Annotated in this window: 31 protein-coding genes; 8 read left to right on the forward strand and 23 right to left on the reverse strand. The window is 52.5% G+C overall.

Going from position 1 to position 25825, the window contains the following annotated elements; translation table 11 throughout:
- Positions 1–43: 43 nt before the first annotated feature.
- The 13 genes from SynSYN20_RS08845 to hisA form a co-directional block, all read right to left on the reverse strand.
- A complete protein-coding gene (locus SynSYN20_RS08845; RefSeq protein WP_186523092.1) occupies positions 44–946 on the reverse strand; it encodes a phosphoribulokinase in 903 nt (300 codons plus the stop codon).
- Between the two features lie 74 nt (positions 947–1020).
- A complete protein-coding gene (leuB, locus tag SynSYN20_RS08850; protein ID WP_186523094.1) occupies positions 1021–2094 on the reverse strand; it encodes a 3-isopropylmalate dehydrogenase in 1074 nt (357 codons plus the stop codon).
- Between the two features lie 28 nt (positions 2095–2122).
- Positions 2123–3163 (reverse strand): UDP-3-O-(3-hydroxymyristoyl)glucosamine N-acyltransferase, encoded by a 1041-nt coding sequence (gene lpxD, locus SynSYN20_RS08855; RefSeq protein ID WP_186525547.1) that lies wholly within the window; start codon positions 3161–3163, stop codon positions 2123–2125.
- Between the two features lie 4 nt (positions 3164–3167).
- Positions 3168–4283, reverse strand: coding sequence for a glutamate 5-kinase (gene proB / locus SynSYN20_RS08860; RefSeq protein WP_186523096.1), 1116 nt, complete (start codon positions 4281–4283; stop codon positions 3168–3170).
- Positions 4280–4789, reverse strand: a complete 510-nt coding sequence (locus SynSYN20_RS08865) for a YqeG family HAD IIIA-type phosphatase (RefSeq protein ID WP_186523098.1) — start codon at positions 4787–4789, stop codon at positions 4280–4282. The genes proB and SynSYN20_RS08865 overlap by 4 nt, the downstream gene beginning before the upstream one ends.
- Positions 4789–5334, reverse strand: a complete 546-nt coding sequence (locus SynSYN20_RS08870) for a DUF3727 domain-containing protein (protein WP_186523099.1) — start codon at positions 5332–5334, stop codon at positions 4789–4791. Before SynSYN20_RS08870 ends, SynSYN20_RS08865 begins: the two co-directional genes overlap by 1 nt.
- 19 nt (positions 5335–5353) lie before the next feature.
- A complete protein-coding gene (ruvX, locus tag SynSYN20_RS08875) occupies positions 5354–5809 on the reverse strand; it encodes a Holliday junction resolvase RuvX (RefSeq protein WP_186525548.1) in 456 nt (151 codons plus the stop codon).
- Between the two features lie 17 nt (positions 5810–5826).
- On the reverse strand, positions 5827–6897 hold the full coding sequence (locus SynSYN20_RS08880; RefSeq protein WP_255476219.1) for a hypothetical protein: 1071 nt from the start codon (positions 6895–6897) through the stop codon (positions 5827–5829).
- A 17-nt stretch (positions 6898–6914) separates the two neighbouring features.
- Positions 6915–8081, reverse strand: coding sequence for a F420-0:Gamma-glutamyl ligase (locus tag SynSYN20_RS08885; protein ID WP_186523101.1), 1167 nt, complete (start codon positions 8079–8081; stop codon positions 6915–6917).
- 59 nt (positions 8082–8140) lie between these two features.
- Positions 8141–8719 (reverse strand): thylakoid membrane photosystem I accumulation factor, encoded by a 579-nt coding sequence (locus SynSYN20_RS08890; protein WP_370586667.1) that lies wholly within the window; start codon positions 8717–8719, stop codon positions 8141–8143.
- A gap of 14 nt (positions 8720–8733) precedes the next feature.
- Complete coding sequence (locus SynSYN20_RS08895; RefSeq protein WP_186525551.1) at positions 8734–10371, reverse strand: DUF3685 domain-containing protein; 1638 nt, start codon at positions 10369–10371, stop codon at positions 8734–8736.
- A 66-nt stretch (positions 10372–10437) separates the two neighbouring features.
- Complete coding sequence (locus SynSYN20_RS08900; RefSeq protein ID WP_186523103.1) at positions 10438–10872, reverse strand: Fur family transcriptional regulator; 435 nt, start codon at positions 10870–10872, stop codon at positions 10438–10440.
- Between the two features lie 123 nt (positions 10873–10995).
- A complete protein-coding gene (gene hisA / locus SynSYN20_RS08905) occupies positions 10996–11766 on the reverse strand; it encodes a 1-(5-phosphoribosyl)-5-[(5-phosphoribosylamino)methylideneamino]imidazole-4-carboxamide isomerase (protein WP_186525552.1) in 771 nt (256 codons plus the stop codon).
- A 106-nt stretch (positions 11767–11872) separates the two neighbouring features.
- Here hisA and SynSYN20_RS08910 point away from each other — a divergent pair, with 106 nt between their 5' ends.
- A complete protein-coding gene (locus SynSYN20_RS08910; protein ID WP_186523105.1) occupies positions 11873–12796 on the forward strand; it encodes an NAD-dependent epimerase/dehydratase family protein in 924 nt (307 codons plus the stop codon).
- On the opposite strand, the gene SynSYN20_RS08915 is transcribed toward SynSYN20_RS08910, so the two are convergent.
- Positions 12762–13310, reverse strand: coding sequence for a CDP-alcohol phosphatidyltransferase family protein (locus tag SynSYN20_RS08915; protein ID WP_186523107.1), 549 nt, complete (start codon positions 13308–13310; stop codon positions 12762–12764). The two genes, SynSYN20_RS08910 and SynSYN20_RS08915, sit on opposite strands and share 35 nt — an antisense overlap.
- A 31-nt stretch (positions 13311–13341) precedes the next feature.
- On the opposite strand from SynSYN20_RS08915, the gene SynSYN20_RS08920 reads away from it, so the two are divergent.
- Complete coding sequence (locus SynSYN20_RS08920; protein WP_186523109.1) at positions 13342–13812, forward strand: CBS domain-containing protein; 471 nt, start codon at positions 13342–13344, stop codon at positions 13810–13812.
- On the opposite strand, the gene SynSYN20_RS08925 is transcribed toward SynSYN20_RS08920, so the two are convergent.
- Positions 13809–14993 carry a hypothetical protein gene (locus tag SynSYN20_RS08925; protein WP_186523111.1) on the reverse strand — a complete coding sequence of 395 codons (1185 nt, stop codon included), beginning with the start codon at positions 14991–14993 and terminating at the stop codon, positions 13809–13811. The genes SynSYN20_RS08920 and SynSYN20_RS08925 overlap by 4 nt on opposite strands.
- A 92-nt stretch (positions 14994–15085) precedes the next feature.
- Between SynSYN20_RS08925 and SynSYN20_RS08930 the strand changes: the two genes are divergently transcribed.
- Together SynSYN20_RS08930 and SynSYN20_RS08935 are read left to right on the forward strand one after the other, a co-directional pair.
- Positions 15086–15544, forward strand: a complete 459-nt coding sequence (locus tag SynSYN20_RS08930; protein WP_370586731.1) for a L,D-transpeptidase — start codon at positions 15086–15088, stop codon at positions 15542–15544.
- A gap of 15 nt (positions 15545–15559) precedes the next feature.
- Positions 15560–15838 (forward strand): hypothetical protein, encoded by a 279-nt coding sequence (locus tag SynSYN20_RS08935; protein ID WP_186523114.1) that lies wholly within the window; start codon positions 15560–15562, stop codon positions 15836–15838.
- Between the two features lie 18 nt (positions 15839–15856).
- Here the strand turns inward: SynSYN20_RS08935 and SynSYN20_RS08940 are convergent, their stop codons facing one another.
- Together SynSYN20_RS08940 and pdeM are read right to left on the reverse strand one after the other, a co-directional pair.
- The gene (locus tag SynSYN20_RS08940) at positions 15857–17362 is read right to left on the reverse strand and encodes a hypothetical protein (RefSeq protein WP_370586668.1); all 1506 of its coding nucleotides are present in this window, start codon (positions 17360–17362) and stop codon (positions 15857–15859) included.
- Positions 17359–18099: a ligase-associated DNA damage response endonuclease PdeM gene (gene pdeM, locus SynSYN20_RS08945; protein WP_370586669.1), complete on the reverse strand. Its 741-nt coding sequence runs from the start codon at positions 18097–18099 to the stop codon at positions 17359–17361. Before pdeM ends, SynSYN20_RS08940 begins: the two co-directional genes overlap by 4 nt.
- A 256-nt stretch (positions 18100–18355) precedes the next feature.
- Between pdeM and SynSYN20_RS08950 the strand changes: the two genes are divergently transcribed.
- On the forward strand, positions 18356–19432 hold the full coding sequence (locus tag SynSYN20_RS08950; RefSeq protein ID WP_186523116.1) for a transporter substrate-binding domain-containing protein: 1077 nt from the start codon (positions 18356–18358) through the stop codon (positions 19430–19432).
- A gap of 8 nt (positions 19433–19440) precedes the next feature.
- Here SynSYN20_RS08950 and SynSYN20_RS08955 read toward each other — a convergent pair whose 3' ends face one another.
- Positions 19441–19677, reverse strand: coding sequence for a CopG family transcriptional regulator (locus tag SynSYN20_RS08955; RefSeq protein ID WP_186523117.1), 237 nt, complete (start codon positions 19675–19677; stop codon positions 19441–19443).
- A gap of 94 nt (positions 19678–19771) precedes the next feature.
- Here SynSYN20_RS08955 and SynSYN20_RS08960 point away from each other — a divergent pair, with 94 nt between their 5' ends.
- Positions 19772–20368 carry a PCC domain-containing protein gene (locus SynSYN20_RS08960; RefSeq protein WP_186523123.1) on the forward strand — a complete coding sequence of 199 codons (597 nt, stop codon included), beginning with the start codon at positions 19772–19774 and terminating at the stop codon, positions 20366–20368.
- Positions 20369–20407: 39 nt separating this feature from the next.
- Here the strand turns inward: SynSYN20_RS08960 and SynSYN20_RS08965 are convergent, their stop codons facing one another.
- The 3 genes from SynSYN20_RS08965 to SynSYN20_RS08980 form a co-directional block, all read right to left on the reverse strand.
- Positions 20408–20596 (reverse strand): hypothetical protein, encoded by a 189-nt coding sequence (locus tag SynSYN20_RS08965; protein WP_186519590.1) that lies wholly within the window; start codon positions 20594–20596, stop codon positions 20408–20410.
- Between the two features lie 726 nt (positions 20597–21322).
- Positions 21323–21835: a hypothetical protein gene (locus SynSYN20_RS08975; RefSeq protein ID WP_186523124.1), complete on the reverse strand. Its 513-nt coding sequence runs from the start codon at positions 21833–21835 to the stop codon at positions 21323–21325.
- A gap of 277 nt (positions 21836–22112) precedes the next feature.
- On the reverse strand, positions 22113–22415 hold the full coding sequence (locus SynSYN20_RS08980; protein ID WP_186525726.1) for a hypothetical protein: 303 nt from the start codon (positions 22413–22415) through the stop codon (positions 22113–22115).
- Between the two features lie 226 nt (positions 22416–22641).
- On the opposite strand from SynSYN20_RS08980, the gene SynSYN20_RS08985 reads away from it, so the two are divergent.
- Together SynSYN20_RS08985 and SynSYN20_RS08990 are read left to right on the forward strand one after the other, a co-directional pair.
- Positions 22642–23028 (forward strand): hypothetical protein, encoded by a 387-nt coding sequence (locus SynSYN20_RS08985; protein ID WP_186523126.1) that lies wholly within the window; start codon positions 22642–22644, stop codon positions 23026–23028.
- Positions 23029–23607: 579 nt separating this feature from the next.
- Positions 23608–24081 carry a hypothetical protein gene (locus SynSYN20_RS08990; protein ID WP_255476220.1) on the forward strand — a complete coding sequence of 158 codons (474 nt, stop codon included), beginning with the start codon at positions 23608–23610 and terminating at the stop codon, positions 24079–24081.
- 390 nt (positions 24082–24471) lie between these two features.
- On the opposite strand, the gene SynSYN20_RS08995 is transcribed toward SynSYN20_RS08990, so the two are convergent.
- The gene (locus SynSYN20_RS08995) at positions 24472–24735 is read right to left on the reverse strand and encodes a 2TM domain-containing protein (RefSeq protein ID WP_186523128.1); all 264 of its coding nucleotides are present in this window, start codon (positions 24733–24735) and stop codon (positions 24472–24474) included.
- 45 nt (positions 24736–24780) lie between these two features.
- A complete protein-coding gene (locus tag SynSYN20_RS09000) occupies positions 24781–25812 on the reverse strand; it encodes a hypothetical protein (RefSeq protein ID WP_186523132.1) in 1032 nt (343 codons plus the stop codon).
- Positions 25813–25825 lie beyond the last annotated feature (13 nt).

The following is a 25825-nucleotide window of genomic DNA, read 5'->3' on the forward strand; positions in this document are numbered from 1 at the left end:
TCCACGATAGATGTATTCGCTCGATGTGTATCGAGCAAAGCAATCAGGAGAGTTTGCTTTGGTCTTCAATCATGCGATGAATGATGGGGGTCAAGATGAGTTCCATCGCGAAGCCCATTTTTCCTCCATTCACAACAATGCTGGTGGGACTGCTCATGAAGGAGTCATGAATCATGCTCAGCAGGTAGCTGAAATCAATTCCCCACTTTTCACGCGCTCCCTTACGGAAGTGAATGATCACAAAACTTTCATCAGGCGTTGGGATATTGCGACAGATGAATGGGTTGGAGGTGTCAACCGTGGGCACCCGCTGGAAATTGATGTCCGTGAGGCTGAATTGGGGACAGATGTGATTGATGTAATCCGGCATGCGGCGCAGGATCGTGTCCACGATCGCTTCGGCTGAATAGCCACGCTCGGCATTGTCACGCTGAATCTTTTGGATCCACTCGAGATTGGTAATCGGAACCACACCTACAAGGAGATCGGCGAGGGACGCCACGTCATAGCCGTCTCCGACAACGCCACCGTGGAGGCCTTCATAGAACAGGACGTCTGTGCCACCGGGAATGTCTTCCCAGGGGGTGAACTGACCTGGATCCAAGCTCACGCCAAGGCGAGCATTGTGTTCAGCAGCTTCTTCTGGACTGTGGAGGTAATAACGCTTCTGACCTCCACCAGTTGCGCCATAGACGCGGAAGAGCTCTTCGAGCTTGTCGAAGAGGTTGGCTTCTGGACCGAAGTGCGAGAAATTCTCACCCTTCGCAAGCGATTCAGACATGGCGGTCTTCATCGCCATCCGCTCAAAGCGGTGGTAGCTATCGCCCTCCACCACTGCAGGAGTGATGTTCTCCCGAGCGAAGATGTGCTCAAAAGCCCTCTTAACAGTGCTGGTGCCTGCACCTGAGGAACCCGTGACAGCCACGACGGGGTGACGCTTCGACATCGACGGAGGAAGATCTGGCCCGATGAGTTTGGCAGGTCAAAGGGCAAATTCCACATTTTTCCTGCCAGGTTGCATCACAGTGTCTTGAGAAGTTCCTCCCCCATCGCCTGACAGCCCAGGGAAGTACAGCCTTCAGACATCAGATCTCCTGTGCGGAATCCGGCTGCCAAAACGCGATCCACAGCATGTTCCAGATCGTCCGCAGCTGCGTTTTGCTTGAGACCAGTCCGCAACATCATCGCTGCGGAGAGCACCATGGCCATTGGATTGGCCTTGTCTTGACCAGCGAGATCAGGAGCTGAACCATGAACGGGTTCATACAAACCAGGCCCCTCGCTTCCCAAAGAGGCTGAGGGAAGCATGCCGATCGAGCCGGTGAGCATGGCCGAAATATCGCTGAGAATGTCTCCGAAAAGATTGCCCGTGAGCACCACATCGAACTGGCGAGGATCTCTCACCAGTTGCATCGCCGCATTGTCCACATACAGGTGACTGACATCCACTGCGGCGTACTCACCTTTCATGCCCTCCACGCGATCACGCCACAGTTGGCTGACATCGAGCACATTGGCCTTATCCACCGAGCAAAGCTGCCCGCGACGCTCACAGGCGAGCTTGAAAGCCACCCTGGCGATTCTGTCGACCTCTGAATCCGAGTAGGTCATGGTGTTGAACGCTCTCTCTTCGCCATCGGCCTGCACACGACCTTTCGGCTTCCCGAAATAAATACCTCCGGTGAGCTCCCTCACCACCATCAGATCCACACCTTCCACAACTTCAGGTCGCAGGCTGCTGGCACTAATGAGGGCTGGAACAATCTTGACTGGTCGGAGATTCGCGAAGAGCTCCATTCCAGAGCGCAGCGCTAGCAATCCACTTTCAGGCCGTTGTTCACGTGGCAAGGCATCAAATCGAGGGCTCCCGATCGCTGCAAGCAAGACGGCATCGGCTGCCTTACAAGCTTCAAGGGTGCTCGCCGGCAAGGGTTCACCAGTGGCATCGATGGCAGAGCCACCAATCGGCGCTTCACTGAACTCGAGCGTGAACCCATGTCGAGCCGACACGGCTTCCAGGAGCTGCCTCGCCACGGCAGTGATCTCTGGACCAATGCCGTCACCCGGAAGCAAAACAACGCGATGTTGTGGCATTGGGTTTCAGAGGGAGGAACAAGAGAGGCTACTGAGTGGCTTTCTTAAGTTCGCGAATCTGTTTCGCCATCTCAGGCAATTTGCTGAAGGCTGCTGAACAACGCAGCCAAAGCCTGTTGGGAATAGCCGGATAGCCACTCACCACTTCACCGGGCTCCACCTCACCATGAATCCCGCTCTTGGAACTCGCGATCGCACGATCACCAATCACCGCTCGGTTGGCCACACCAACCTGTCCAGCCAAAATCACCCCATGTCCAAGGCGAGCGCCGCCCGCGATACCCACCTGCGAGGCCAGGGCACAGCCCCGGCCGGTGACAACGCCATGTCCAATTTGCACGAGATTATCGATCTTTGTTCCCGCACCAATTCGGGTTTCACCTACAGACGGGCGATCAATCGTGCTGCCGCAACCCACTTCAACACCCTCCTCAAGGATCACCAGACCGGTTTGAGGCATTTTTCGCCATCCACTAGCAGTCGGAACAAATCCAAACCCCTCTGAACCCACCACCGCGTTGGAGTGAACCACGCAATGGTTGGCTAAACGCACTCCTGGGTGAAGCACCGCATTGGCATGCAATTCGCAGGACTGACCGACCCTCACATCGCCATAAATCACAACACCAGCATGAATGGTGCTGTTGGCACTGATGCGTGTGTCATCGCCAATGCAAACGTGAGGGCCAATCGAGACCCCAGCATCGATCTGAACCCGGTCACCGATCACCGCAGAAGGATGAATGGTTGCTTCTGTTCTGGGCCGAGGATGCAGACGCTCGAGAGCTTCTGCGAAGGCCAAGCGAGGATCACGCATCACGGCCCAAGCCAGACCACGCTGCTCTGCCATGGCCTTGAGGTCATCCTGATTGGGAATCAAAACGGCGCCAACATGGCTGGTTTCTAAGCTCTGAATCAGAGCGTTGCCCTTTTCAAGGAAGCTGAGTTGATCGGCACCGGCTCTCTCCAAAGATGCAGCACCACGGAGCTCAGGATCACTGCTGAGCTGATGCTCCAGCAGACCTGCCTCTCCGTCCTTAAGGACGGCGATTAACTGGCTGAAACGCATCGATTCAGGGGTCTGGTTGGCGGATCGTAGGCGTGCTGAGGACAAGCACGTCTCGATGGACCACAACAGGCGAGCCCCCTTGCCGATCAGTCCGCGCTGGCTCATGAACAAGACGTCGAAGCGCCTCACTGCTCAGGGAGCTCAAGCCACGGGCCATTTCATGGCCTTCCTGATCGAGGATCCGCACGGGTTGATTGGCCTGAAACTCTCCTGTTAAGTGCGTAATGCCAACCAAAAGCAACGAGGCGCCTTTGTCGCACAGCGCTTGGCAGGCACCACCATCGATGTGAAGGCTGCCTTGGGGTTGCAAGGCATGGGCCAGCCAGCTTTTGCGATGACCCAGGGGTTGGGGATGGGGATGAAAGACCGTGCCTCCACGCCCCCCAGCCAGCATCGTTTCAAGCGTGCGCTGATCACGACCATCCGCCAGATGCACGGTGATTCCACTCGCGGTGGCAATCCGAGCGGCCGCGAGTTTGGTGGTCATCCCGCCGGTTCCCCAACGACCTCCATCTCCTGCGCCCTGTTCAAGCGCCTGCAAGTCTGCTGGGTGATGCACGTCCGAAATCGGACGAGCGGAGGCATCACTGCGCGGATCAGCGGAATAGAGCCGGTCGATATCGGTTAACAGGATCAAATCATCCGCATCAATCGCTGCTGCCACCAACGCTGAGAGCGTGTCGTTATCGCCAAAACGCAGCTCAGCGGAGGACACCGTGTCGTTTTCATTAATGACGGGTAAAACCTTCCATTCGATCAACTGGTGCAGGGTTGCCGAAGCGTTCTGATAACTGCGACTGTCGGCTAAGTCAGATCGGGTGAGAAGAACCTGTGCAACGGGGATGCCATGGGCGGCCATCGCGTCTTCGTACAGAGCCATCAGATGGCCTTGACCGATCGCCGCAGCCGCTTGAAGACCTCTGAGCGTGGAGGGTCTTGTCTTCAGGCCTAGGCGCTGGCATCCAAGTCCAACCGCACCACTCGTGACTAAGACAACACGATCACCGCGCAGAAGACATTGGGCGAGATTCAGGCATAGAGCTGAAATGGCTTCAGCAGTGCTGCGAGCTTCCGTGCTGCGCAGCAAACTGGTTCCAACCTTCACGACCCGCAGGCTCATGCCTGGCCTGCTCCAAGCCATCGAGCGAGTTGTCGCTCCAACACTTGAACGCGATCGTGACGACAGGGCGTTCCGTCTGCACTTAGGGGTCTCACCAAAACGGTATAGAGACCAAGACGGTTTCCTGCAAGAACATCCGTAAACACGCGATCCCCAACCATTGCGATCTGCTCTGGCTTGAGATCCAGGGTCTCCATCACACGTCGGATCGCACCGCGACGCGGTTTAGCTGCTGAGCTGGTGAAGCCAATTCCAAGCTGCTCAGCCACAGCACCAATCCGCTCGCGGGAGGGATTGTTACTGATCAAATAGAGATGCGTATGGCGTTGAGCCGATTGGGCCCAGCGAAGGACAGAGGCAGGCAACGCCACATCACGTCCTGGAAGAAGGGTGCGATCAACGTCAAGCAATAAGGCTTTGATCCCTCTGCCAAGCAAGGGTTCCAACGGAAGATGGGCCAGCGTTAAGCCTGGATCCCAATCAGGTCGCAGCCAATCACGACGCATCACTCGGAGAGCTCACGCTCATCAAGCTCAGCCTCGATTCGAGGTTGAATTTGATCGAACTCATCCCCTTCCACCAAAACTGCTGCGCCATCATCCATTCGGGCTACAACAAAGAAGGGATCTAAAGGGATGTAGAGCCCATATTCCAATTCATCGACCAAAAAACTCACCAGCAATTCATAGGTCTCAGATTCATCGTCACCCGCCTCATCCTCATCGAGATCTTCAGGATCGGGCTCATCGAGCTCACCATTCACCGTGAGGGTGACCGCGGAGCGGACAAGGGTGAGCTCATGCTCTTGAAGAACCACATCAGCCACCGAGAGAATCGGTTCATTGCTTGTGATGCTGTCGATGACTTCAGGCTCATCTCCATCCTTCAACCTGAACAAACAGACCGGAGTATCGACAGGGGTCAGTAACGCGTAATCCTTACCATCGAGTGGGATGAGCTGCTCTAGGAAACAAAGAAGATCACGGCCTTCACTGTCTTTAACCAGCAGCGTTGGCACGTCTCCGCTGTTATTAGGCCCGCTAGAACTCATTGCTAAAGAATCAATACCCTCAGGATCCTTCATCGCCGTCCGTCTTGCTAGCAGACGGGGTCGCCATGTCGACCGGTTCAGGCTCTGGCCCATCAGCGAGCCATTGCTCAAGGAGGAGTGAAGCGGCAGCACTGTCAAGTCTTCCGCTGCGATCCCCTTGCAAGCCATGACGTTCGGCCGCGGCCCAACTACTGCTGTGTTCATTCACGAGCGCCAAAGGCAGTTTTAAAGCCACGGCCAGGCGCTGACCGTAACGCTGGCAATGGGCTGCTTGCTCTGTGAATTGACCTTCTGCATCAAGGGGTAAACCCACAACCAGGCCCTGCACGCGACGGGTCAGGCAGATCTGTTCCAAATGCCCAAGGTCTTGCTTAAACGCTCTGCGTAAAAGAGCTGGGAGGGGGCTCACCGTGATGCCCAGAGCATCACACCCTGCCAAGCCGATGCGCTTGCGCCCCACATCCAGGCTCAACATCGAACGGGGAGATGGACTCACGATGAGCGCTCACGACCCAGTGATGGCGTCGGCAAGGGCGGCTGCTGTGGTTGGAGACGACCCAGCATCGATTCCAGAGGACGGATACCACTGAGCTCTCGGCTTCCAAGCTTGCGCCAGAGACTGCGGCCCAGGACGAGTTGGGTTTGCTGCGACTGGAATCCACAACGCTGAACGATGGACTGGAGACGGGCATCATCGTCATCAACCAGGAGTTCAGGGGTTGGTTGAAGTCGGGACAAACGCGCCAAAGCGGGAGGCAAGGCATCCTTGAGACGGTCATCCCAGGCCAAACCTCGCAACAGTTCAAGCCTTGGTCTGGCAAAACCAGAGGGTCTGGCAACAAGTCCTGCAAGCACCTGATTTTGATCGGAATCGATCCGCTCTAAGAGGCCGCAACCCTTCGCGCGTTGATCGACAAGGTCCTGCCATTGGCGATCAAGAATTTGGCGATGATGCGTTGAACAACAGGCTTGCTCGAGAGCGAGCAGTTGTCTTGCGGTGCTCTTGTCGAGAGCGCTCCAACGACAATGGGGCGGCAACTCAAAGCTTGATGTCTCTGACATGGCAGACGGATCGCGCCGCCAAACCCCAAACCTCCTGAGCGGTTGAAATCCCAGTTCACGAACCAAATCAAGCTGGTCTTGATCGTTGCTATCGCAGCGGATCAACCAACTCTGTGAACGGGCGACCCCATCGCTAAGCGCTTCATGAAGCAACCTCCGGATCACAGAAATCCTGCTCGTGCCCGTTGGTTCCTGCCGTTCCTCGAGTTCGAGTTGCCAACAGCTGCTAAGGCGATTTAGCGAGCGCAAAACCACAAGAGAGAGCAATCGCTCAGCCCTTGCATCGTCTTGCTCCAGAGCGACCAACACCCGCAACTTGTGGAGCAGCCAAGCCTGGAGAATCATGGCTTGCGGTTGATCGGCCCATTGGTTCGATGAACTGATCTGAGCAGATGTCAACAGCAATCGCAAATGGGATGCGTTGAGAGTTTCCACCCGAGGAGAGCTGCCGGATGCTTGATCCACATCGCGTCTGCTGTAGATCATTAATGTATCGCTCACCTCGAGCAGCCGAGGATTTAGGCAGGTCGAACCAACACAAGGGGGGTCCGTTCGTTGGCATTGCCAGCAGGGTTTGGCTTCAGGGCACGGTGAAGCAATGCTTCATCGCAACCACGACTGGAAGCCAGCACTTTGACCCGGCCAAGATCATTGACATCAACGATCGCCACCGCAACGCCAAGCGTCTCTGCGGCAGCATTGCAAAGCTCTGCTGGAGAGTCCGGACCAAGAACAATGGTTTGGTCATAGGGAGGTGTGGTGCCGGTGATGTCGTCAATCAGTCGTGCTTGGTCACCGGCAAGTCGATAGAACCAACCCTTCTGACCCACAAGTTTTAAAACGAACCCCACACTCCAAGCCACCAAAACGCGAGTAGGACCAACCTGATCGATCAACGTTTGGAGGCCGCAGGCTGTTGCCAAGCTGCTCGTGGGATGAAACACACGGCACAGCAAGCGGGCAACCCAACTTGGCTGGACCGTGGAGGGATGAGCGTATCGGCCCTGAATCACAGCAACAGGAGTTTCCCCAATCGTGAGGACATCTCCGGGCTGAATCAGACCACCTGCATAGTGCCTCAGCACATCAACCGTGTCATCTAAGGGACCCAGCAAGTGCGTTTTGATGGGCAAAACCGAGCAGCCATCTCCTTGACGGAAGGAAGCATTAGCCAGCTGGAGCGGTTCGGGTTGACGGGTTGGAACAACCATCCCTTGACGGCGATGTAAGCGGCCAAACGGCCCGTAATTCACCCAGTGCACATCAACCCAAACGCTGTCGACGCGATCGTTGATCGCGACCTCTTGATCCGAACTGAATGTGAGTTGCACCTTCACCTGAGTGCTCTTGCGGCCTTTCACGATGTAAGCGGCCCAATATCCATCCGGGCGGGCTTCCTCATCGGGGTGATGCGGAGTGATTTTGGTCTGAACGTTGACGGAACTCAGGTCGCTATTCCCGAGCAATGTGGGGTCCACTCCAAGCTCTGGAACCATCACTTCCATGCGCTGATGCGGATTCGTGATTGTCAACCAACCCTCAAGAACAAGGCTCTTTGGCGTGTGTTGCACTTGCCAATCGTGGGCGCGTAATTGAAGGGGTGACGAAGGCCTGAGCCTGTGCCGCGCCTCAATCCAAAGCACACCGATGCCGAGCAGGAGCAAGATCAGCAACAGCGTGCACATAGGAAAACGGTCAGCTGACCGGAAACAATCAAGCAGCGTAAGGCGTTCCGGTGGATTGATCAGCGCGACATCACTTCTGTATTGAGCTCGTTGAAACTGATTGTGGTGCTGCCCTGGGTAGGTGCCTCAATTCCAGTGGCTGCACTGACGGCAGCATTGATGACTTCAAGAGGAACCTGTCCATCCTCATCGAGCAAAACCGTGCCTTTGCCATCGATAACGACGACCTGCGGAATGGTGCCATGCCAATAGGTCGCTGGATCGGATGGGTCTTGGCTGTCATCTCCCTGAAAGGCATCGGTGGTGAAGGGCAACAGTTCCACCTCTCGCCCCCACAAACGCTGCAGTTCAGACACAACAGGCGCAAAAATCTTGCTGGTACTGCTGTCATCCAAATAGAAGACGATCACGCTGGTGCGTTCTTTGTCTAAAGCGTCCTTCAGGGTTGTAGCGGGTGGGACCAGTGATCCATTGCCTGCGTACAACGCAAAAATATTGCCGTCGTAACTATCGGTGTCCCTAGCTGCCTCGGCTGGGCTTGCAATCAGCAGCAAGCACAATCCCGCAGCGAATAGAGAACGCAGGACCGGGCGCATGATGCTGAGCAAAGGCATGGTGCTGAACAGTGGATGCAGCATTCTGACCGCTTGGATCAGCTGCGGTTGAAGCTGCGGCCCATCCCTTGAGCGATACCTCGACCCACCAGTCCGATCGCTCGACCAATCACTTGGGTCAGGACCACCGCTAACAGATCACCCACTCTGCGGACCAGAAGTTGAACCTGAGGAGCCAAGGCATCCCGCGCTTCTAGAAGAAGAGCAACCTGTTGTTGCCACCAGCCAAGACGACGCAACTCTTCGTCTCTGGGTTCCATTAACAACAGCGGTGCGATCGTTCCGTCATTGAGCTGATACAGAAGACGCTGGCTTTCGTACAGGCGTATCGGACGTTGAATCCAAGCTTGCCAGCGAGACTGGGTGTTGAGTTGGTTGCGTAGACGTTCCAGCTCTCGTGTGGAAATCAAGCGTTGATCTAATAAGTAGCGTCTCAACTCAGGCCAGTCTCCGCAAACGCCAAGCAGCTCAGATCCAATCAGTTCGGCTGTGCGCACCAACCAATTGCTCACCAACGTTTCGAGCTGCAGCAACGCGCGGGGATCATCGGCAGGCAGCAATTGCCCATCGACCAAAACGGGCTGATCGTCAAGAAAAGGGGCAAGCATCCGCTTTGGATTCGGCAGTTCCTCATCGATGTCTTCCAGCTCTGTATTCAGAACCAGGTGATCGGCCACGCCGCTGAGTTCCTCCCCCATAGGAAGGCGTACGTAATGGCCCGCCATCGTGCACAACGCCTGCTTGCGCAATTCCGGTTGCAAAGCCTGCCAGTGCTCCGAGAGCGCGCGATCCGACCGCTTTTCAGCGGAAGCCTGCTGATCCAAACGCAACCTTTGCAGCACAGCGTTGAGCTGTCGCAACAGGGCAAGCAAGAGCTCGCGTCGTCGCTCAGGGTGGAGACCTTCAATCGCCAGCATCTGACCGGTGGCGTTGCTTAAACCTCCCGTCACCGCCATTTCAAGGCGTTGATGAATGGCATCCCACACCGCAGCACCATTTCTCTCTTTCAACTGAATCGATGTTCCTGACGGTTCATTGAAGGGAGACGATTGCTGGAGAGGAAGCGCACCTTCCAGCCCTAATTGCAATGGTCCCCAAAGCCAAAGCAACAGCTGACGAGCACTGTTCAATTCACGACAGCGACCCTCCAGCATGAATCGCAACATCGGATTCTCTGGCGGTGGGTTCAACAACACCTCGATCATGCGCAGGTCGTGATTGATTTGCTGAAGACCAGTCATCAACAACCAGGGGCCCAGCCCTGGTGACTGAAACGATCCAAACGTCTCGGACGAAGCGTGCGCCGACAGTTCGACCACCCTGCCCCCAGACAGCAACGTTTCAATGCTCAGCTGCAATTGCTCAAGATCAGGATCCTGAAGCAATCCCGCACAATCCAGGGAAAGAAGCTCTGTGGGATCGCAAGGAAGTTTTGCAGGAAGCAACAACAACAGTGGAGCGGATCCCCAACGGCTTTGCAGTTTCAAAACCTCAAGCTGGAGCAGTGCCGGCGATGCAATCGTTTCGATGGACCAGATCACAAGATCAGGTTGTCCATCCAGCTGCTTCGCGGAAACCGATATTTCTAACTCTTTGTTGCCAGCGAGCCCCGACAAAAGAGATTGAGCAAGCAGATTCCTTGCGATAAGCAAAATCTTGTTTGGAATCCCGTTCACCGCTGTAATCCATCCCTCACGAATGATCGCAGGGAAATGGTGAAGGAGCAAATGCTCCAGCTCGAATCATCGCCGTCGATCTAATGCTGTTGGACGTCCACTCAGTTGAAGGGTATAGGTCTCAATTGTGTAGCCAGTGCGCTCTTCGATTTCCCGCACGAGTTCATCAGGCAGTTGAACATCGAGGTCCTCGATTCGTCCGCTCTCGAGGCAAGTGAGATGGCTGTGGGGGTCACTTCGATAGCCATAAAGGCGGCCACTCGCCCGATCCAGACATTCGATCACACCAGCTCTCTGGAGAGCTTCAAGATTTTGGTACACCGATGTATGGCCAATCCGTCGCCCCTGATCATTCAATTTTTCAAAAATATCCCTCGCACTTAAATGGCTGGCTTCAGTCCAAAGCAGATCCAAGACCATCCGCCTCTGCTGACTCAAGCGCATCCCAAGTCTTCGGCACAACTCAAAAGTGGCTTGAAGTCCACTGGAAGCAGCGGACAAATCCGAACTTAGATGGGTGCTTCCGACCGCCACTAATGCAACTTTATTAGTGGCATCTTAAAACCTTATTCAAGACTTCGTCGCGCTCAAGCTGACACGAGGGCTCCATCAATCCAATTCGTCTCAAGCGATCGTGCGGCACTGATCACTCAGAGGGTCTTGCAGTCGGCCATCCGCCATCGCCTGGATCGCTTCATGCAAGTCGACGCGACCGTCGTAGAGCGCTCGACCCACGATCACTCCCTCCACACCCAGTGGTTCTAGGGCGAGTAGCGATAGCAGATCTGCCATGCAACCCACGCCGCCAGAGGCGATCACAGGAACCTCACTCGCTTGAGCCATGGCGCGCAAGGCATCAAGATTCGGCCCAGCCAACGTGCCATCGGTAGCGATATCGGTGCTGATGATGGCCGCAATCCCTGCGGAACTGAACCGCTGAGCCAGAGCCGTGGCTTCCACGGTGCTCTCCTCAACCCATCCACGGGTGGCGACAAAACCGTTGCGTGCATCGATGCCCACCACAATTTTGTGAGGATGACGGTTGGCAAGTTCCATCACCAACTCGGGGTTCTCAATCGCCACGGTGCCGAGAATGACTCGATCCAGTCCACAGCTGAGCAGCTCTTCAGCCCTCTCCAACGACCGCACTCCGCCACCAAGTTGCACAGGAATGGAGAGCTCTTTTGCAATCAAGCGCACCGCTTGATCATTGATGGGCTCACCGCTTCGAGCACCATCGAGATCCACTAAATGCAAACGGGTTGCACCCTGCTTGACCCACTGTTGAGCCTGCGCGAGTGGGTCGTCGCTAAAGCGAGTGACCTGGTCGTAGTCACCCTGATGCAAACGAACACAGCTGCCCTGCAAGAGGTCAATCGCGGGAATGATCTCCATGACGCCGGTGGCACGTTTCACTCTCTCCATCCTGCAGGCCGGGGGGCAAGCGTGATGTCTGCTGTGGAATGGCCGCGCTTCAATGGCTGGGTTGAGCGCCTTGCTGATGAAGATTCTCGTAATGGGTGGCACCCGCTTTGTTGGGAAGCCATTGGTGGCAAGGCTTCAAGACCAGGGGCATGCACTCACCCTGTTCACACGAGGTCGACTTCCCTCACCCAAAGGAGTGGAGTCAATTCAAGGAGATCGCAGTGTTGATGCCGATCTCGACCAACTCAAGGGACGTGACTTTGAGGTGATCATCGACAGCTCCGGCCGCAGTTTGGACGATAGTCGTCGCGTCTTAGCAGTAACGGGCACGCCGACGCATCGCTTTTTGTATGTGAGTTCCGCTGGGGTCTATTCCGCCTCCACGCAGTGGCCGCTGGATGAAACAGCTGCGATCGATCCCGCCAGTCGACATTCAGGCAAGGCCGACACCGAACAATGGCTGCAAGAGCAGGGGATTCCCTTCACCAGCTTCCGTCCCACCTACATCGTGGGACCTGGGAATTACAACCCCGTAGAGCGCTGGTTCTTTGACCGCATCGTCAATGATCGACCGATTCCCCTTCCAGGATCAGGTGAGACCATCACCCAGATCGGCCACGCTGAAGACCTGGCTGAGGCCATGGCGCGCTCGCTTGAGGTGGATGCCGCTAGCAATCGGATCTACAACTGCAGCGCAAGCCGGGGCATCACCTTCCGTGGCTTGATTGAGGCGGCAGCCGTGGCCTGTGGCCGAGACCCCAAGCAATTGGATTTACGACCGTTTGACCCCAGTGGACTAGATCCCAAAGCTCGCAAGGCCTTTCCTTTAAGGCTCAGTCATTTTTTAACCGACACCACCCGCGTCAGGCGTGAACTGGCTTGGGAACCCCGGTTTGATGCCTGTGCCTCCCTCGTTGACAGCTATCAACGGGAATACAAAGGCAAGCCGACACCCGATCCTGACTTCAGCGCTGACCAGGCTCTGATCGGCGAGGTTTGAGATAGCCCCAGGCTGACCACAACGCCAAAAACAACGAGGGCCAAAACAAACCCACACCAACCCTTCTCAAACCCTGAACCAGTGCTGCATCTCCCCACAGAGGGGGCCAAAGCATGAGCGCAAGGCTGAGAAATTGGAGGATTGTTTTGGCTTTCCCTGCAGCGGATGCTGGTGCCCCATCACTGCTGCCACCACGCCAGCCAGAGATCAGCAATTCACGGGCCAGCAACAGCCAGACAGCCCAAACAGGAAGGGTTCCCTCTGACGCCAACCAGATCAGAGGAGCACTGATCAATAACTTGTCAGCGAGAGGGTCCAGCCGAGCGCCCCACGTGCTGCCACCACCGGCACGTCTCGCCAACCAGCCATCCGCTGCATCGCTCCAGCCTCCAATCAGCAATAACCACCAGGCCAACGCGTCGTAATGCGTCGCCAAGGCAAGCAGAAGCGGGAGCCCCATCAGGGCTCGAGCCAGGGTGAGTCGATCAGCCCAGAGGCGCCAGGGAGAGATCAAGGCTCAGAATGCATTGAGATGCGTGGATTCCATGGTGCTTCAGCAGACGGTCAAAGAGGTGATGTCATCGCCCGTATTGACTGTGACACCAGAAACGGCATTAAAAGATGCCGTGAGTCTGCTGAGCGATCACCACATCAGTGGCCTGCCGGTAGTAGATCAGAACGGACTTCTGATCGGTGAGCTCACCGAGCAAGACCTCATGGTGCGTGAAAGCGGAGTTGATGCCGGCCCCTACGTGATGCTGTTGGACAGCGTGATTTATCTGAAGAATCCACTCAACTGGGACAAGCAGGTTCATCAAGTGCTGGGCACCACGGTGGCCGATCTGATGGGACGTGACCTTCACAGCTGCTCAGAGAGTCTCCCTCTCCCCAAAGCTGCATCGTTGCTGCATGAACGCAGCACCCAGCGACTGATTGTGGTGGACGACAACAAACATCCCGTGGGAGTGTTAACGCGGGGTGACATCGTCCGAGCCTTGGCGTCAGGACAGTCTTAGCGAGAAGCGAGTGGCGTGATTCGAATCGCCACAGGCTTGATGAAACGGAACTCCACCAGATCCCCGAGAGCTAGCTCATCGAACACCGTTCCAGGCATTCGCTTGCTGACGTCGAGATTGTGAACCTTCCCGAATGGTCCGCGGAGACTCAAGGTGCGATCGGTTCGCGAGATCCTCACCACCTCGGCGCTGCCCGTAGCCATCGCCACGCGAGTGCCCTTCGGCACAGGGCCAAAATCTCCAGCAATCTCAACATCCTGGCGCTCAAAACTGAGGGCTTTGCTCGTGGCAGGGCGAAGGTCAACCACCAAACCATCCAAAATATCCATTGAAATCTCTGTGCCTGGACTCAACTTCAAGCTGTTGAGATCCACGGCCGACGTCACAACGATGTTGTGTCCCTCTGGGCCTTCAATTTCCAGCACCTTCTGATCTGGAAGAAGGCGGGTCACGATGGCGTGGAGATGGGTGATCTCAAATGACTCCAGAAGTTCCGCCTTCAGAGTGATTCCAGACCGAAGCAGGTCGCTCGCTAAGGGAGGCCTTAGGGCCGAAGGACGGCTCAGCGAACGAGACAGTTTGCGGACATCAACCGCGACGGGCTGCACCAAGCGGAAATCCACGAAATCGCCAACGTTCAAATCCTCAAGAGGATCATTCTCTGGCGTCACTAAAACGTCGAGATTATTGATGCCGCCAAACGGACCCATCAGGCTCAGGCTTCCATCCTTACGATCCAGCTTGATCACCCTTCCCGTTCCTGAGGCAAGGGCGACGCGCATGCCTTTCTTCAACTTCCCCATATCACTGGGAAGGATGATGTCTTCACGACTAAAGCTCAGATCTTGATCGTCGCTTGGTTCAAGGTCGACCAACAATCCGTCGAGAACGGAGAGGCTCACCTCATCTCCAGGTTCTAAGCCAAGCGGCTCTAGGTCGAGACCAACCGTATAAACCTCGGTGTGCCCCTCTGGATCCACAATTTCGATCACCTTTTCTTTGGCTAGAGCTTCGCTAACGGTTCCTTTCAGCTCCGTCACCTCAAAACCAGCCAGTTGCTCTTTATCGAATCCAGCAAGGGCACGCTGAGGGCAGAGCACTGCTGAGGCCAGCAAGGTGCAGATCAGCAGCACTCGGCCATGGAGTTGTTGACGGGTCTTCTGGCGCGACGTGCGGATCATTGGTTGGTGATTAAACGTGCAGAGACGGTAGCTCCCTATTTTGATGAGTCAAAATACGCACAGTTTGCGTGCGGCGCATGTCAAGTTCATGGATGCGCCAGGTGGCGCTTTGCATTGGTGTCGCTGTTGTTGCTTCAGCAACTCAGCTACCAGCCCGCGCTGAGAAGACGATCGAAATCAGCTTGAAGGATCGCTATTTGAAGCTGCTGGATTCCGGGGTTGTTGTCGCTCGCTTTCCCGTTGCGATAGGAGCTCCTGAATCACCGACGCCCGCGGGGAACTACGCAATCACCCGCATGGAAAATGCGCCGATCTATCACAAGAAAGGGAAGGTCATCGCGCCAGGTCCCAAGAATCCTGTTGGAGTGCGATACATGGCTTACTTCCAGCTTGGGACTGGTGAATACGCCATTCACGGAACAGCCTGGCCCAACTGGGTCAATCTGAGAGCTGCTGTCAGCCTTGGCTGCATTCGCATGCTCAACAAAGATGTGATCAACCTGTTCAATCAAGTCGACGTCGGGACACCCGTCGTTGTGACATCCAAATAACCACTCCATCAAGCCATGCGTTTAAATCCACTCCTTCTGGTTGCGATTTCAGCCTGCATCGCCGCCCCCCTTTCAGCTCAAGGCTCATCGAGGCAAGAGATGCCGGAGCAAAAGTTTTTAGATCAGGTTGAAGCCCCTGGCCATGTGCTGATTACAGCCCGTGGTGCTGATGCGGTGAACGCTGAAGCCCGCCGCAAAGGCCTGAAATTTCCTGCTGTGGGCTATTGGTCTCCAGACAATGTGTGTTTCAGCAATCCCCCCAAAGGTGATTGCAATGGATTGTTCACCCGTTGAAGCGCATCAACAGAACGATCAGGGCAAAGGTGGAGGAGGGAGCACCGGCGGAGGTGGTGCTCCATAGATGATGCTCTTCTCGTCCTCAGCTAACGACAGCGATTCCTCTTCGTTCAGTCCAGGGGTTGGAGGGATGGGCTCAGGCCAGGCTTCAGGATCCTCTGGAAGGATCTGATCCTCCTGAAGCAAAACGGGTGGTGGTAGATCCGGAGGTAAAGCGAAATCCCATGGCTGAGTCTCAGCATCTGAGTTGGACAGGTCGTCCTGACCGCTCTCAACGTCGGACCGTTCTCGGAGCACGAGTGGGTCCGCGGTAATCGGTGGTTCCCGCAGGGGTTGCCTCGTCGGAACGATTTCGGTGACAGGTGTGGTCTGGTTGTGATCGAGGCGTACTGAGGGCTTAGGTGCCCAGATCATGCGCGCAATCGGCTCAACACCCTGCTCCATCACACGGTTCAAACCAGCCAAAGCACGATCCATGAGTTGCCCCCCATAGAAGAAAGCACAGTCCGACGCACCTTCGCAGCGCTGGCTGGTCTCGATGCGTCTGGTCAAATCAGCGATCAACCCTCCTTCCAGTCGGACACGACGCTCACTCAATCGGAGTAAGTAAGGAACATGCACAAAGCTGGTGACGCCACCACTAATCCAGTTGGCATCTTCTTCTGTGAAACCTTTCACTCCAGGAATGATGAGACGACTCTTCGAGGCGTGATCTGGCATGTAGGCAGCAACAAGACCCCGCCGACGTGCCAGATCCTTTGTTTGCTCGAGAGTGAGGCCGTCTTTGCTCATCAACATTTCGATGCGCCCGTCAGCCTTCAAGCCGTAAACCATGCGAATGCGTGGCAAGTAATAACGAATCCGTTGGCCCATGCTGATGCTGTAAGCCCCCTTGTAGCTCTCAGGTGGCTCCTCCAGGTCGTTGTAGATGCTGTGCAGACCCCCAACAAACATGTCGTAGGCCTTGGCACGATCGGGGGTTAATTCTCCATATCCGAAATCAACGGTTCCATCCTTGAGGATGCCAATGAAGGCGCGTTGTCTTGAAGCCGTTCGATTGCGTCCGCGCCAAACTCTGTTGCCAAGTTTCAAATCACCGAGTGGAACAGTAATTTCCTGTCCAAACTCATCAATATGCCGCTCGTACATCGGTCCAGAGACGTAGGCGAGAGCGGCAGTGTCCTCAAAGGCATCCTGCTCGCGATCCCAACCTTCAAGGAGGCCTAGCCGCACATCACGGGGGTCAAAATCGAGGGCGTAGACCTCATCGTCGGGCTGGTAGGAAAAAGGCCCTGCCACAGAATTGGCCGTATCGATTGGCTTGGGCTCTGTCGAAATCTCCCCTTTTTCGGGAGTTCTAGGCGCAAGCGCAATCAAACCCATGAAGACCGTTATCGGGATCACCACAATCAGCCAACGGTTGCGCCAGAGGCTGGAACGCTGGGGGACGGGCTTGGGCTTAAGTCTCTTCTTTTGAGCCGGGATATCTGCAGCAGAAGCTGAAGTCCGATTTCGAATCACAGGACCAGCCTTTTTTTTCGAACGCGGGATTCGGGGTTCTGCCAAGGAACAATGGTGCCCTCAGCCACCAACCATTTGCGGTAAAGCTGACCGCATTCATGCCCTCCCGTCAACTCACCAAAGGCTGGAATCAACAATCTTTCCTCCATAGCGTCGTAAGCAAAACAGGGAAGACGAAGGCGATCACTACCAGAGCTGAGGCTCGCAACCGGGTGAATATGGCCGCAAACGTTAAGCAAATGAGCTTGTTGGCAGGAAAGATCGGATGAAGAATCCGCTGCATGCTCAGGTTCATGACTGAGCCAAAGTTGTCCGAGTCGATAACTCGGCTGCTGGGGCAGACCCAACGTGCGGCAGTGACGATCATGATTGCCACCCACCAGGGTGATGGGGCAACCCGCAAGCTCAGGAAGTGCCTCCAGGGTCTCGCGAAGGGTCTCGGTCAAACCAAGGGGACCATGAACCAGATCACCAAGAATGATGAGAGTCTCGGGCTGAACGCGCGCGCAAAGCTCCAACAATGGATTCAACGTGCCGCGATCCCCATCACTCGGCAGAGGGATTCCATGGGCTTGAAACACCTCGGCTTTGCCCAAATGCAGATCGGCAATCAGGAGTTCACGGCCTTTAGGACGCCAGAGAGCTTTCTCCGGGAGAAATTCGAGTCGCTCCTGCCCCCAAGTCCAGGTCAGGCCATAGCCAGTGCCCTGAGGATCAGCACTCGTTGAAGGGATCAACTCTAAACTCAAAAGGTGCTCCTCCAACAACAACCAGACGTCATCAGACCCCTAAAGGACAAAGCAACCGTTTGATTGCCGTTATCACACATACGTTGCTTCGAGAGTTCCTTCCAGACAGTCGTGATGAGAGTCTTTGACGTAAGACGCATTGGAATGATGACCCTGGCATTGCTACTTGCACTCCTTGGATCGCTGATGGCTATGGGTTTCATTATTCGCCGGCTGGAAAAGGGCTAATCAAGCGGGGATCGTCATGATACGTACGCTTGTACTCACTGGAATCGTTCTGATTTCACTGCCGATTCAGACACTCGCAAAAGAAGTCGCAAAGGAGTTGCAGATTGGGGTCAGTGGGTCACCACCATTTGTGATCGAAGAGGACGGTGTGCTGAGTGGGATCAGTGTCGAGATTTGGAAGGACGTCGCAGAGCGTCTCGAGCAGCCTTACAAATTTGTTGTTCAGCCGAACACCAATGCAAATGTAGAAGCTGTCGCTGATGGCAGCGTTGATCTAGCCATCGGTCCAATCAGCATTACGCCAACCCGCCTAGCCAATCCGAAAATAGATTTTACGCAACCTTATTATCACGGATACGAAGGTTTACTGATCCCTCAGAAACCACCTGGACTGATAACGCGGCTTCGCCCATTCATTGGTTGGGCTGCTTTATCATCAGTGGGCATACTGATCACACTTCTGTTTATTTTTGGCAATCTCATTTGGTTGGCTGAGCGACGCAAAAACACCGAACAATTTCCTCGCCACTATTTTCATGGCGTAGGAAATGGAATGTGGTTTGGGCTCGTTACACTCACAACCGTTGGTTACGGTGATCGAGCACCACTATCACGAAGTGGCCGCATCATCGCTGGCATTTGGATGGTGATCTCACTCGTAGCAGTCTCGTCAATCACCGCAGGGCTTGCATCGGCGTTTACATTATCCCTCGCTGAAATAGCACCTTCAGCTATTCGCGAAAAAGCCGATTTAAGGGGTAAAGAAATAGCCGTTGTAGAAGGAACAACGAGCCTAAGGTGGGGAAAACTATATGAAATCAACGCCTTCCTCACCAAAGACTTAAACGGAGCAATCAAAATCCTTAATCAAGGAAAAGTAGAAGGCATTATTTTTGACGAAGCTCCGCTTCGACACTATCTCAAACAAAACAAAAAGAGCAAGCTAAAACTTGCAAACTTTCCATTAGCGATACAAACCTATGGATTCGTACTACCGATGGGAAGTCCATTAAGAAACCAATTAAATATTGAGCTACTTGATATGGAACGGAACGGAGTCACAGAAAGAATTAAAACAAAATTATTGGATTAAGAGGATATTTATTGAATCACAGTGTGGCGTCGCAACCCATCTTCAATTAGAAATGTTGCCAAGCTACTACAACTCCTACCTTCCTGAAGTGCTTGCTGCTTAAGCCGACTCATAATGCCAGCGGGAAGTGTCACATTAAGACGCTCCGACGTGGCAGCCTCGGCCACTTGGCCAGCACTAATCGAAGCATCTACAGGAACGAGCTGGTCCTGCAGCTCATGCAAAAGACTTTCAAGAAAAGACACGGTTAAGTTACGGTACCGTTACTAAGACGTATCTTAGCAGGGGATCCAGCTCCGGTTAGTCTCTTACCTAATAAAGGGAAGACCAATTCGACGAATGGATACGCTGACGCTTCATCTTGAGCCAGAACAAGACCTACTGCTATCGCTTTCAGAGGTAGCCCAAGAGAAGCAGATCAGCGGATTCCTATTAGGAGTCGTGGGAAATTTGTCAAAAGCATCATTTCAATGTCCAGGACGCGATCAACCAACAGTTTTAGAGGGTGAGCTAGAAATCATCACCTTAAATGGAACCTTTGATGCAGACGGAGTTCATCTCCACTTAAGTCTTTCAGATGGCGCATGTCAGGTTTGGGGAGGCCATCTAGAAAAAGGCTCACTGATACTGAAAGGGGCGGATCTTCTTCTGGGAATTCTCAAACAAGGTCAAGCAGCGCGAAGCAGAACCAAAACACGCTTAGAGATTGCGGTCCTTCCTGGATGTCCATGGTGCGCTAGTGCACTCAGGCTCTTAGAGGCTTATAACATTCCTCACCTGGTCATCACTGTTGACAATGACGTCACCTTCCAACAGTGTCAGCAACGTAGTGGGATGAATACCTTTCCACAAGTCTTTATTGATGGAACAACGATTGGCGGCTTCGATAGCCTTGAAAAACTACAACGTTCCGGCGAATTGCTCACACTCAAATGAGCACAACCATTCTCAAAAGCAATCTAACAAAAACGATTTTTACTTCTCTCTAAACTGCTGCTTCTCATGAAGTAGCTCAGTTTCTAGTTGATGAATCAACTTCGTAACAAGCGCCTGAAATTCAGGCTGACAACCACGGAAAGCTGCTTTATGACGAATCGGCTCGTTTCGCGTTCTTAGATCCGTCAGCATCAGCTGCAAGGCATCAATTTTTGCTGAAAAATTCATGGCTGAGTGGGTCTCATCAAATGAGGCTATGACACCGTTGGGTCCTTGAGAAGCATTTGTAACCGAAGCATTGAAACTAGCTCTAGCAAAAGCAAAAAGCATGCAACAAACGATCAAAGAACATTAAATCTCTAAAGCCAAGATCAATGAACGTAGTAAACGACCACAAGATCAGGAATAAATGATCAAGACAATCAACAACCAACCGTTCTGTTAATCAGCAAATCAGGGATTCTAAATAGTATAATTACAAAGTTCAAGTCATACCCATCAGGGATAATAATTTCAGGAGAAACCTGTCAATGTCCATCAGAAGCTGCCCGCGCTGTGGATCAACCTCCATCAGAGCTGATCGCTCCCTTGGTGGACGCTTGGTCTGCATGAACTGCGGTGCAGCAGTTGGGCAGGGACAAACCACGCGAACCAATCAAAATTCAATGCGTCAAGTCAATCGGCAATGGATTTGGTGGGCTATTGGACTTGGCACACTGCTCATTGTGATCGCCATTCAATCAAGCTAACTTTATTTATTAGGAACGAATCAGAGATTTAAGTTATACCTATCAAGCAAGGCAAAACCTAATAAGCTTCACAATACTCCTAAAATTACTACAAAAAGTGCAAGCAGATGTAAAGCTCAAACAAGACCATAAATATCAAGAGGGGAAGCTATCTGTTCAATGAATAAATCAACCCAAAGACGAGTTATAGGAGCACAAAGAATAGTCAAAGAGGAGTAAAATATCTCCATGGAATACCAAACGTCGCAAGTGCATGACCATTATCGCCCAAATCTGCAGGAAAGACGGCTGCAATCGCTAACTCATCATCCTCGAAGCATGTACGAGATTTAACAACAAAACTAGCTAGATCGTTAGCACCCCACATCAAGGTCCCCGCTTTTTTTTCTTCTTGATAGTCCGCAAAGACATCTGCGAACTCATTTCCATGCTGACCATTGAGCATCTCATCAATAGCAGCATCAGGCCCACGGTCTGGGTAAATATCAAACAATTGACGGATTAAAGGATGATCAATTTTAGTTGAAACACGCAAAACATTTCCCAAACTTCCAACTGACGATTGCATCAACACGGGTGGCTCAAGTCGAGCATCGATAACAGCAACTGGAAGGTTGAAATCCCATACCAGACGCTCTCTCACATCAGCAGCTATCACAGTCAGTGGTTGAGAAAACTGCTCCACCAATCGTTTAACGCTGTCTTCTGAAATAGTCATGCATACAAAATATCGCTTAAAACGACTGCTGTTAAGGCTCTATCAAATTGAGAACAACAGAAGTGCTCACGCCAACGAGCCATCGAATTGCTCAACAGCAACCAAAAGCACAAATCCAGTCTCAATACACTCAGATCCAAAAATTGAGATGCAAAGATTAATTCTTCATCAATCAAACATCACAAAGTTGAGAGAATAAAGAGCAATTGTTTACATAAAGATTCCAAATAAAATCCACTAGCAACACAAGTATGCCCTGGCAGTTTGTTTTAAAAAATCAAACGATTGAATCGGCATACATCCACATGGCTGTCATCACTCCTACAGCAATTGTGATCATCAGTACGCTCATGCTGATGGTATTAAAACGAATTCGCCTTTGAATTTCTGCCATAATTTTTATGCCTAGAGATTCCATGACAATACGACGAAAAAAAGATTGTGACGAATTCTTATTATTCCTTCGTGAAAGAGTTAACGCAATGGATCCTATCCGAGCAAAAAACCAGTGAGGCCAATGGTTCTCAGCCATTACAAGGCAGGCCAGATGATAGGAAACTTGAGCAAAGGCTAGATCCATTGAGCAGTGCGCTCAAAATAGATGGATCAGTGAAGACAGGAACCAGTAATGGATCAAAAAGTCAATTCAGATTCAGAGCCATTGATCCAATGCCTCTGAATGCATGTTTTAACAGATAAGTTTGACCGGCCTTCAAATGCTGAAACGAATTCTGACTCAAGGACAAGACCAATTCCAAGAGTATGGAATCAATCATCTGTAGAATTTACAAAGAGACAGCCATGGGATGCAGATTTTCAACCATAAAAATCAGGCCCTCGTTATCGCACTGCTGGCAGGATTAACGGTACTCAACCCTGTATCTGCAGACGATGAACAAAAGGGAGATCAAATTAACATAGGATTATCAGAAGAACTCAGCAAAATCTCAATCAAGAAAATTCGAAAACTGGGAGGTAAAGAGTTTTCCTATCAAAATGCAGACAACAATATTATCCTTGTAAAATGCAATTCAGACATGATCTTGGTAAAATACTGGTATGTCAATAAGCTGGATAGTTCCACCCCGCAAGAAGCTACAAGCAAGATGCACTGGCATAGGGCAGCTCCCAAATCTCAAACACAACGAGAGAGCGAATTATTATGCAGTTCCAACAACAATCAGAGGAATTGAATCCCCCGCGCGCCAACAAATGCAAGACAGATTTACAATACCGAGCAAACAAAAAATATTAATAAAATAGCTTACGTTACAACGTAACGTCCGTATTTCATTCAGATTCAAGCACTTTTCTTGTATTGTAATCACACACAGCCAATCAAGCAAGTGGTCAACTCTTAGACACTTAAAGCTGTTATCACACAGTAGAAGCCTCCAATCATAATGACATTCAAAGAATATTGAATCAATCTCATCCAAAATCAAAAGCTATAGATATTATTCTTTCAAAGCTCCTATCCAAACACATTGCCACCGCCCATGTGCCATGCAGCGCAACTAGCAGAAAACAACTGCCCTCCATGACCAACATCTGCAGCAATAGCGAATGAAGGCATCATGAGGCTAAGAAGGGCTACTAAAGCGATTGAACTGATGTGACACATGACAAGACGAAAAGACCGTTGGATTTTTCTCAAATAACAGCTTTTTCAATGCAAGCCGAGTAGAGCTTCATTTTTGCTTTGTAAAGTCGAGCCAAAAACCGAACAGACTGGTACGGAACGTTTGATCCACTGAGCCATGATTCGAAATGTGCTGTCTGCACTTTTCGCCTTTGTACTGGTGGCCTACTTCCTCATGAGTCCTTCAACAGCTAACGCTTGTGTGGAGGGATTGGCCTGGGGTATGCCCCAATCAGAGATCAACGACCACCTCAATGGTGCGGTCAGACAAGAAGACTTGAACCATCAACGCTTGATCGCTCGTAACATCCATCTCGATCAATTGCCTGTCTCCCAGCTCACGTTGGACATGAACGAGCAGGGAGGGCTTGCATCACTGGCCTACGAATTCAGCATGGATGACATGACCGAGGTCCTTGCCGGTTTGAGTGCTCGGCACGGCAAGCCAATCAGCACATCGATCAAAGAAGACCACTATGAGGATCAGCTCTGGGTTTGGAACACAGGTGAGGATCTGATTACAGCCGTAAAACGAACGAGCGGCAATGTACAGAAATTTTTGATTTCCTACCGACCAAGCCGACTCAACCCCGAAACGCTTTAATCCCAGCTTGTTTTGAATCTTTATAGATCGAAGCTGGTTTCGTGTACATCGTTGAAAGCTTTTAAATCATCTAGCAAAGTGCAAAGCCTTGATCAAAAAATCCAATGAAGCGTTTCTTCCACTGAAAACATTGCTATCACTAGAAAGAAGATACAATCACATCAGCTGATGAGCGATTTTTTTTACTTTCTAGAAAGCTGGAGATGGCCTTTAGCAATCGTTCTTTCCATCTTTTTTGTTAGTCGTGCCCTCATCGTGGTTGCAAGAATTGGAATCCGAGTTGAAATCTTCACGCGTTTACCCATTCTTGTAGGAACTGGAAGCGAGCCGATCCAAGCGGAAGTAGGAAAAGTGCGGATCTAGGAGACACGCACTTAAGACTTTTTCATTTCAGCTCTGCTCGATCTCTCTCTTGATCTCCTCTTCACTAAAGGAGTGTCGATGAGGATGGGTGATTTTCCATCCTTGAATCAAAAGAGCGCCCCCCCAACCGATAAGTGGATAGATCGGCCAAAAAAAACCAAACCCAGAGAAAGCCCACACCACAATCAAGAGACCATTTACCCAGAGGTAATTGATCACTTGATGGCGATAGGCCCTCTTGCGGCTAAGACGGCTGATGGCATGACGCCGTGATTCTTCGTCGATTGTCATCTGGCTATAGAGAATCCTTGGTGCTCTCTATAGCCAGTCATCCCCTTAAAAGCTAAAACTCACACCAGTTCCCACATGATGACTCCAGCCCTTACCCCAGCCTTCTCCACCTGCGGTGCTGTAGATAGGCTTCCAATGGGCAAATAACACCACACTGTCTGCAAGTGGATATTCCATCCCAATCTCGCCGCCCCAATCTGTCCTCTGGGGAAGACCTGAGTAATCACCAGGTGAGTAAAAACGAGGCCCAGCAGTAAGGGTCACATTGAGCTGGTCAACAAAAAAGCCGAATCCAAGCCAGGTATCCGTGTAATTTCCAATAAAAAGGCCGTCGGTCTCCCAACCGCTTCGATTTTCAACAGACACAAACACACCATCTAGAACGGATTCAAGTCCATCTCCAAGGGCAAAGTTGAGATCGCCATCTCCAAAGGCATAAACGAGCTTGGCTCCCACCTCATTTTTCAGACCAACACTGTCTTCACCCTCATTACCGGTGACGTAATAAGGCCACCAAGACAATGACAATTCAAGGCGATCATTCGGTTGATAACGGGCCTGCATAAAGCCCTTGATATCTGTACGACGGAACGGTGCTCCTGATCCATGGCCGTGACCTTCATGTCCAGCATGGGAATCGCCATGACCCTCCTCATGATCACCATGATCTTCAGCGTGATCCCCATGATCATCGCCGTGTTCATCGCCATAGCCGTCATGACCTCCCTCCTCAACATGCACGCGACCATAAAAATGCTCTGCTTCCCCCCACACCAGGGAGGGACCGATCTGTGCTTCGATCGCGAAACTTCCCTTATTGGGTAAGCCCCATTCCAAAACAGCACCGAACTGGCCATCAATGGCGTAGTGCTCTGGACGCCCCTCCAGATTGGTTTCGAAGCCGCCATGGCCTTCAATCGTGACCACTGGCCGGGCAGTGAATTCTCCTGGTTTGAGCTCCTCACCACCTCCTCCGTGTGCTCCATGAGCTCGAACAGGATGAAAGGCAAGATCGCCTCCTAATAAGAGTCCAGCAACAGCACCACCTTGAAGGACTCGACGCAAGATTAAATTCATCACAATAAGAAAT

This window comes from Synechococcus sp. SYN20 (assembly GCF_014279555.1).
Classification (GTDB): domain Bacteria; phylum Cyanobacteriota; class Cyanobacteriia; order PCC-6307; family Cyanobiaceae; genus Synechococcus_C.

Excerpts from the sequence above, each read along its gene's own strand:
- SynSYN20_RS08980 (WP_186525726.1), bottom strand. The coding sequence starts at position 22,415 with ATGGATCTAGCCTTTGCTCAAGTTTCCTATCATCTGGCCTGCCTTGTA.
- SynSYN20_RS08960 (WP_186523123.1), top strand. The coding sequence starts at position 19,772 with ATGGATACGCTGACGCTTCATCTTGAGCCAGAACAAGACCTACTGCTA.
- SynSYN20_RS08950 (WP_186523116.1), top strand. The coding sequence starts at position 18,356 with ATGATACGTACGCTTGTACTCACTGGAATCGTTCTGATTTCACTGCCG.
- hisA (WP_186525552.1), bottom strand. The coding sequence starts at position 11,766 with ATGGAGATCATTCCCGCGATTGACCTCTTGCAGGGCAGCTGTGTTCGT.
- proB (WP_186523096.1), bottom strand. The coding sequence starts at position 4,283 with ATGAGCCTGCGGGTCGTGAAGGTTGGAACCAGTTTGCTGCGCAGCACG.
- SynSYN20_RS08965 (WP_186519590.1), bottom strand. The coding sequence starts at position 20,596 with ATGAATTTTTCAGCAAAAATTGATGCCTTGCAGCTGATGCTGACGGAT.
- SynSYN20_RS08845 (WP_186523092.1), bottom strand. The coding sequence starts at position 946 with ATGTCGAAGCGTCACCCCGTCGTGGCTGTCACGGGTTCCTCAGGTGCA.
- SynSYN20_RS08910 (WP_186523105.1), top strand. The coding sequence starts at position 11,873 with ATGAAGATTCTCGTAATGGGTGGCACCCGCTTTGTTGGGAAGCCATTG.
- SynSYN20_RS08885 (WP_186523101.1), bottom strand. The coding sequence starts at position 8,081 with ATGTGCACGCTGTTGCTGATCTTGCTCCTGCTCGGCATCGGTGTGCTT.
- SynSYN20_RS08865 (WP_186523098.1), bottom strand. The coding sequence starts at position 4,789 with ATGCGTCGTGATTGGCTGCGACCTGATTGGGATCCAGGCTTAACGCTG.
- SynSYN20_RS08985 (WP_186523126.1), top strand. The coding sequence starts at position 22,642 with ATGCAGATTTTCAACCATAAAAATCAGGCCCTCGTTATCGCACTGCTG.
- SynSYN20_RS08975 (WP_186523124.1), bottom strand. The coding sequence starts at position 21,835 with ATGACTATTTCAGAAGACAGCGTTAAACGATTGGTGGAGCAGTTTTCT.
- SynSYN20_RS08890 (WP_370586667.1), bottom strand. The coding sequence starts at position 8,719 with ATGCTGCATCCACTGTTCAGCACCATGCCTTTGCTCAGCATCATGCGC.
- lpxD (WP_186525547.1), bottom strand. The coding sequence starts at position 3,163 with ATGCGTTTCAGCCAGTTAATCGCCGTCCTTAAGGACGGAGAGGCAGGT.
- SynSYN20_RS08935 (WP_186523114.1), top strand. The coding sequence starts at position 15,560 with ATGCGTTTAAATCCACTCCTTCTGGTTGCGATTTCAGCCTGCATCGCC.
- SynSYN20_RS08995 (WP_186523128.1), bottom strand. The coding sequence starts at position 24,735 with ATGACAATCGACGAAGAATCACGGCGTCATGCCATCAGCCGTCTTAGC.
- ruvX (WP_186525548.1), bottom strand. The coding sequence starts at position 5,809 with ATGTTGAGCCTGGATGTGGGGCGCAAGCGCATCGGCTTGGCAGGGTGT.
- SynSYN20_RS08920 (WP_186523109.1), top strand. The coding sequence starts at position 13,342 with ATGGTGCTTCAGCAGACGGTCAAAGAGGTGATGTCATCGCCCGTATTG.
- SynSYN20_RS08930 (WP_370586731.1), top strand. The coding sequence starts at position 15,086 with ATGCGCCAGGTGGCGCTTTGCATTGGTGTCGCTGTTGTTGCTTCAGCA.
- SynSYN20_RS08870 (WP_186523099.1), bottom strand. The coding sequence starts at position 5,334 with ATGAGTTCTAGCGGGCCTAATAACAGCGGAGACGTGCCAACGCTGCTG.
- leuB (WP_186523094.1), bottom strand. The coding sequence starts at position 2,094 with ATGCCACAACATCGCGTTGTTTTGCTTCCGGGTGACGGCATTGGTCCA.
- SynSYN20_RS08925 (WP_186523111.1), bottom strand. The coding sequence starts at position 14,993 with ATGATCCGCACGTCGCGCCAGAAGACCCGTCAACAACTCCATGGCCGA.
- SynSYN20_RS09000 (WP_186523132.1), bottom strand. The coding sequence starts at position 25,812 with ATGAATTTAATCTTGCGTCGAGTCCTTCAAGGTGGTGCTGTTGCTGGA.